This window comes from Halochromatium sp., assembly GCF_054919635.1.
Window position 1 is genome coordinate 1 of record NZ_JBUDPI010000322.1, and the last position, 4,252, is coordinate 4,252.

The following is a 4,252-nucleotide window of genomic DNA, read 5'->3' on the forward strand; positions in this document are numbered from 1 at the left end:
TCGGCGACGCGCTTCGCCGTGCAGCGCCTAGCCCCTAGACCCAGAGATCGGAGACCGGTGTGTCGGGCGTAAAATGCCGGGCCATCTGGGCCTGGAAGAGTTCCGCCGTGGCGATGGCATCCACCTTGGCGTGATGGGAGGAGTAATGGGGCAGGCCGTAGCGGCCACGGCTGTCGGCCAGCCGAATGGACGACGGCTGGATGCCGAACAGACATTTGAGTCGCTGCAGGAAGCCCTGGCGTTCCCAACGCGCCTCCAGGGCCATGGTGTCGATGACGGGGAACAGGCAGCGCTCAGCGCGATTGGCCAGGACAGCGGCCTCGAGGAAGGGCCGTTCGATGTTGCGATAGTGGACCACCGCCAGGCGGCCGGCGAGCTCGGCTAGCAGCTCGTCGAGGATCGCGGTGATGGGGGGCGCCTGTTCCACCTCCGAGTGGGTGATGCGATGAAAGGCGATGGATTCTTCCGTTAGCGTCCGAGGAGGCTTGACGACCCAGTAATGACCCGCCGCTGGGCGGATGACCCGCAGATCGAAGGGCACCAGGCCGATGCTGACGATGGCGTGCTCGCGGGGATTCAGGCCCGTGGTCTCGAAGTCCAATGCCACCAGCGGGACCTCCCCGATGGGGCGCTCCTCTGCCGGCAACTCCGCCGCGTAGAAGGCTTTGAGGGCCGGGGTCCTGCAGGCCTCGGCCTGGCGGCTGAAGTACTCCGCCCAGTTCGGGGATGCCTGCTGTTGGCGCGCGCCGAAGAACATGGCTGTCAGCGGTTCGGGCTGGGATAGCGGAAGCGCAGGAAGCTCTGGGCGTTGCTCAGGATCTGAAAGGCCTCCTTGAGATTGTGGCGCTCGATGTCTGAGATGCGCTCCGGCTGGATGGCATTGTGCGGCTCATGGTCGTCCTTGATCTCTTGGGCCTGATGGCGCATCCGCACGAGGGACAGGAATTCCAGTGCGTAGCTCAACTTGTCGGTCTGGCCGGCGGGTAGGGCGCCGGCACTGCTGATCTCATCGAGCCGCTCGAAGCCATTTTGAGCCCGCGAGCCGACGCCCAAGGCATGGACCCGGATGACGTCGTTCAGGGGGGCGATCCCGCGGCGTTTGAGATTGATGCTGTTATTATGCCGTCCGTCCTGCTCCAGCACGAAGGTGCGGAAAAAGCCCAGGGGCGGCGTGCGGCCGAGGGCGTTGCGCGCCAAGGCCGCTAGGAAGCGGGGGCTGGCCTTGGCCCGGGTCGCAATCAGGTCCTGCAGTTCCTCCGCGAAACGCTCCTCGCCATGGACCGCGTCCAGGTCAAAGAAGATCGAGCTGTGCAGCAGCCGCTGCGGGTCCGGCTTGGCGATCCAGTCGCTGAAGTATTGTTTCCAGCGGGCGAGGGGCTGGCGCCACAGGTCGTTGGTGGCCATGACGTCCCCTTTGCAATACGGGTAGCCGCAGGCGTTCAGCCCGTCGCTCACCTGTCGCGCCAGCTCCTTGAAGTAGTCATCGTGGCGCTTCGGGTCGAAGGAATCGTGGAGCACCATCGCGTTGTCCTGATCCGTGGCGATCGACTGATCGTTGCGCGCGAGAGAGCCGTGCACCATGAAGCAGTACGGAACGGGGGGCGGACCCAGATCGGCCTCGGCAAGCTCCACCAAGCGGCGCATCAGGCTGCGGCCGACGCTCGACATGGCTCCACCGATCATCCGCGAGGTGGCGCCCTCGTCCACCAACCGCACGAAGGAGGCCCGCACCTCGGGCGTGAGCCGCGCCAGGGCCTTGACCGAGGTCCGGCTGAAGATGTTGTTGACCAGGTAGACGCTGTTGTTGGTCTCGTAGCGGACGATATCCGACAGGTACACAACCCCGACGGGACGGCGGCGATGGAGGATCGGTAGTCGCTGAATATTGTTGCGCAGCATGGTCAACATCGCCTCGTTGACCGACTCGTTGGACTGGATGGTGATGATCCAGCCGTGGCTGATGCTGGAGAGTGGGGTCTGCGGCGAGGCCCCCTCAGCGACGATGCGCTGGCGCAGATCCTTGTCCGTGATCATCCCCGTGAGCAGCCACTGGCGCCCGTCAGTGTCGGCGAAGATGTGGTCCGAATCCTCGTCGTTGCCGGGCTTGAGCAGCAGCACCGACGAGACGTCGTTCTCGGTCATCAGGCGCGCTGCCTCCTGCACGGTGGCCGACTCCTCGATCATGACGGGTAGCCGGGAGATGAGGCGGCGCACCGGCGTGGCGATCATGTCATTGTTGCGCTGGCTCTGTTCCACCGTGCTCTTGAGCCGCGAGCCGGACAGCTCCACGAAATCGGCGAAATCGTCGTCCGCGGCGCACAGACGGTCGAAAACCGGCTTCGGGATCAGATAGATCAGGGTGTCCTCAATGGCCTGCACCGGGAAGCGCGCCGGTCGGTTTCGCAGCAGGTCGAGCTGCCCGAAGATGTCGCCCTCATCGAGGCGGTTGTAGAGCTGGCCGTTGTGGCGGTACACCTCCACCGCGCCGCTACGGATATAGGATAGCGCCTGCACCGGGCCGTCCCGTTCAGCGATGGTCGCGCCAGCCTTGAAGTAGGCAATCTCTACCGAGCCAGCGACTTCGTCGAGGAGTTCGTCGGCCAGCCCGTCGAAGGGCGGATAGCGGCTGATGTGATCGCGAAACTCCCGGATTTCTGCTTCCATGATGCTCCCGCGCTGTCGATATTCTGCCTCTTAAAGGAGACTGTAGAGGTGACCTCCTGCGCGGGCAAGCCTTTTCCTGAAGGGCCGCGCCACATCCACCGCCGGTTCATACAGCACAGATTCATGCGGCATTGGTTCATGCGGCACTGGTTCATGCGGCACTGGTTCATGCGGACCGGCGAGATCAAGGACGTGCTGAAAGTACACGTTGAGTTGCAGCTAGGCACGCAGCGTTCTCAGAACGATCCGAAGCAAGAACCTTCGTAGGCGATTGATTATCCGAGGCGATGAGAGGCTGCTTTTCAAGCCGATCACGATACTAAGAATTACCGTAGATCGAGATCCGAGTGCAATGTCGTCAATAAAATCAAATTATTTAGATATTTATGTCGAGATGGCCGATCGGGCTCAGGCCGTTTGAACCAGGTCAGGCTATGGTCATTCGATCTGGAAATTATTGCGCCTACGATATAAACTGGAGCAATGTGTTGCATATGCACGACATGTCGTTTGAGGGCAGCTTAAGACGTCGTGCTAAGCATCACTTGGAACAAACAACTGACCACGCAGGCCGCCATGAACCACAACGAGCCGCGCTCGCACAGCGCACTATCCAAGCGTCAGCTTCCGAGCCATCGGGGCGCCCGGACGCTACTCGCACTCAGTCTCGCGACCCTAGCAGGAGCCCCTCAGCTAACCCTTGCAGCATCAAGCCCTGCCGCCCTCGAACGTCGCATCATTGAGCTTCAACGTCAGCTCGATCAGGCTCAAGCCGAGCTCGCGGCGGCGAAAGCCGAGACCGCAGCCGCCACTGAGAAGGCTGAAGTCGCCGAGGCCGAGCTCGCCAAAGCCGGCCCACCGCAAGCCGACAAGATCACCATTGGGCCCGTGACGATCGGCGGTGCAATGCGTGCTAACTACATCCTTGGCAGTTATCCCGGTGAAGGGGACGGTCCGTCTCGCGGTGGCAATGGAGGCAATTTCGCGCTCGATACCTTCCGCATCAACATGGATCTGAAATACGAGCAGTTGGTCGGCAAGCTCGAGTATCGCTGGTACGACGGCTACAACTTCTTGCATACCGGCTGGCTGGGCTGGGATTTCGACGATGGTAGCCAGCTTCAGGTTGGTGTGAACCGCGTTCCCTTCGGTCCGGGTCCTTATGGCGTCTCCCAGAGCTGGTTCTTCGATCAGCACTACTATGTCGGCCTTTCGGACGACATGGATCTCGGCATCAAGTACATCACCGATATCGGTAATTGGAGTCTTGACTTCGCCTACTACGCGCGCAGCGAGTGGAATGGTAACGGCACCAGCCAAGACAGCGCCCGTTACAGCTATGATGCGGTGGTCTGGGATAACGCCGTTGCACCGAACGGAGACGTGACCTACGGCGTCCTGCCCAATGGGTTCGAGGAGCGCAATCAGTTCAACGTCCGGGCGATCTACAGCTTCGACGACACTGCGGTCGACACCGACCTGGGTGTATCGCTGCAGTACGGTCAGCTCAAGGGTCGGCGCACCGATGATGGTCACCACTGGGCGGCCTCGGTCCACATGACCAACAGCTGGAACAACTGGCTGCTCG

General features: G+C 61.9%; 2 protein-coding genes and 1 pseudogene. 1 reads left to right on the forward strand and 2 read right to left on the reverse strand.

Annotation, left to right across the window (positions count from 1 at the left end; genetic code table 11):
* Window positions 1–34: 34 nt before the first annotated feature.
* Complete coding sequence (locus ACY693_RS15805; protein ID WP_462322773.1) at window positions 35–757, reverse strand: 3'-5' exonuclease; 723 nt, start codon at window positions 755–757, stop codon at window positions 35–37.
* 5 nt (window positions 758–762) lie between these two features.
* A complete protein-coding gene (locus ACY693_RS15810) occupies window positions 763–2,664 on the reverse strand; it encodes a DUF294 nucleotidyltransferase-like domain-containing protein (protein WP_462322774.1) in 1,902 nt (633 codons plus the stop codon).
* A gap of 576 nt (window positions 2,665–3,240) precedes the next feature.
* On the opposite strand from ACY693_RS15810, the pseudogene ACY693_RS15815 reads away from it, so the two are divergent.
* A pseudogene (locus ACY693_RS15815) lies at window positions 3,241–4,252 on the forward strand (hypothetical protein); the annotation flags it as partial.

Coding starts and splice junctions, on each gene's coding strand:
- ACY693_RS15805 (WP_462322773.1), bottom strand. CDS start 757: ATGTTCTTCGGCGCGCGCCAACAGCAGGCATCCCCGAACTGGGCGGAG.
- ACY693_RS15810 (WP_462322774.1), bottom strand. CDS start 2,664: ATGGAAGCAGAAATCCGGGAGTTTCGCGATCACATCAGCCGCTATCCG.